The organism is Streptomyces hainanensis, from assembly GCF_004348415.1.
Lineage (GTDB): Bacteria > Actinomycetota > Actinomycetes > Streptomycetales > Streptomycetaceae > Streptomyces > Streptomyces hainanensis.
The window spans coordinates 1-2014 of sequence record NZ_SMKI01000761.1; the positions used below are offsets into that span (position 1 = coordinate 1).

Sequence of the window (2014 nt, forward strand, 5' to 3'; positions counted from 1 at the left end):
CGGCCGATCCGGCCGCGCCCCCTCTTCCGTGTGCCCGCGGTCAGCCGAGCCGGCCGATGCCGCCGTACCAGGAGACGTCGGCGTGCCGGGGCCGCTCGGACTCGGGGACGGTGGCGCGCCAGTCGGAGACCACCTGGATGCCGGGGTCGATCAGCTCCATGCCGTCGAAGAACTCGGCGAACCGCTCCTTGGTGCGCAGGGTGAGCGGCACGCCCTGGGAGCGGTAGGCGCGCTGGACGCCCATCGCCTCCTCGGGGGCGATGTCGGCGGTGGCGTGCGACAGGATGACGTGGCTGCCGGCCGGTACGGCCTCGCGCAGGGTGCGGACGATGCCGTCCGGGTCCTCGGCGTCGCCGACGAAGTGCAGCACGGCGACGGCGAGCACGCCCACCGGCTGGTCGAAGTCGATCAGCTCGCGGGTCTTGTCGTGGTCCAGGACCGACCGGGGGTCGCGGATGTCGCCCTGGATGACGGCGGTCCGGTCGTCCTTGGCGAGCAGCGCGCTGCCGTGCACCAGCACGATGGGGTCGTTGTCGACGTAGACGACGCGCGCGTCGGGCGCCACGGACTGGGCGACCTGGTGCACGTTCTCCGCGGTGGGCAGCCCGGAGCCGAGGTCGAGGAACTGCCGGATGCCGGCCTCCCGCACCAGGTGGCGGACGGCCCGCCCGAGGAACTTGCGGTTCTCGCGGGCGGCGGTACGCAGCATGGGGAACGGCGTCAGCGCCTTCTCCGCGGCTTCGCCGTCGACCACGTAGTGATCCTTGCCGCCCAGCAGATAGTCGTACATCCGCGCCGAGTGCGGCTGGTCGGTGCGCAGGTCGATGTCTGCCACGCGTTTTCTCCACTCCGTAGGGTTTCGGTGCGAGACGTAAGGAAGCGATCAGGTCGATCAACTCATCGCACACTAATCGCAGTTGAAATCGACGTCAGCGTGCATCGGCATATTCAGGACGTTCAACGGCTGTCATGAGCCATCAATCGGCACCCGAGCCCGGCGCGGGCTCCGGATCGAGCCCCTGATCCGGCTCCGGATCCGGTGGGCCGGTGACGACGAGGGTGACCCGGGTGCCGGGGGCGAGCGGCTCGGTGCCGGCCGTCGCGTAGACCCAGCGGAGCGCCTTGGCGACGTAGCGCCGCTCCACGGCCAGGCCGTGGAGCCGGGCGAAGTCGTCGGCGAAGGCGGCGAGCGGGACCGGCACCCGGCCGTAGCCGCCGGCGTGGTGGGTGTGGTCGAGGCGCCAGTTGGGGAAGGCCCGGCCCCAGCCGGCCGCGTGCAGCGCCTCGATCTCGCGCTCCAGATAGCCCTCGCCGCCGGCGAGCGCGGCGACGCCCACCACGCGGACGCCCGGCGGCGCGCCGGCCGCGACGCCGGCGAGGGTGCCGCCGGTGCCCACCGCGCAGCAGACCACGTCGCGTGCGGTTTCGCCGAAGCCGGGGAGTTGGGCGGCGAGCTCGGTGCTGATCGCGGCGCTGCCGCGCGCGGCGAGCCCGTTGGAGCCGCCCTCGGGGAGCACCAGGCAGGGCCCGAAGCGGTCGGCGAGCTCGCGGCGGGTGGCCGGCTCGTCGAGGGTGGCGCGCAGCCGCCGGTAGTCGGCGCGGGTCACGAAGGCGAGTCGCATGCCGGCGGCCTCGGCGCCGGCCAGCGACCAGTTGCGGGGCGCGTCGGCCAGCTCGTGGCCCCGGATGACGCCGACGCTCGCGAGTCCCGAGCCGGCCGCCGCGGTGGCGAGGGCCCGGATGTGGTGGGAGTAGGCGCCGCCGAAGCTGAGCACCCGGGAGTGGCCGGCCTGGTGGGCGGCGGCCAGGTTGGGGGCGAGCTTCCGCCACTTGTTGCCCGGCACGGTCGGGTGGACGAGGTCGTCCCGCTTGAGCCACAGCTCGACGCCCGCGTCGGCCAGCCGCTCGTCGGTCACCTGGGTGAGCGGCGAGGGCAGCGCGGCGGGCGGGAGCGGCATCCGTTCGATTGTATGAAATGCCGATCCCGCCGGTCGGGGCGCGGGGCCGGGCGCGC

General features: G+C 73.9%; 2 protein-coding genes. Both read right to left on the reverse strand.

What is annotated here, in order from left to right; all coding sequences use genetic code 11:
- Positions 1–40: 40 nt before the first annotated feature.
- Entirely contained in the window at positions 41–835 is a 795-nt protein-coding gene (locus tag E1283_RS35645; RefSeq protein ID WP_132822304.1) for an SAM-dependent methyltransferase, read from the reverse strand.
- 142 nt (positions 836–977) lie between these two features.
- Positions 978–1958, reverse strand: a complete 981-nt coding sequence (locus tag E1283_RS35650; protein WP_132822305.1) for a 1-aminocyclopropane-1-carboxylate deaminase/D-cysteine desulfhydrase — start codon at positions 1956–1958, stop codon at positions 978–980.
- Between the last annotated feature and the right edge of the window lie 56 nt (positions 1959–2014).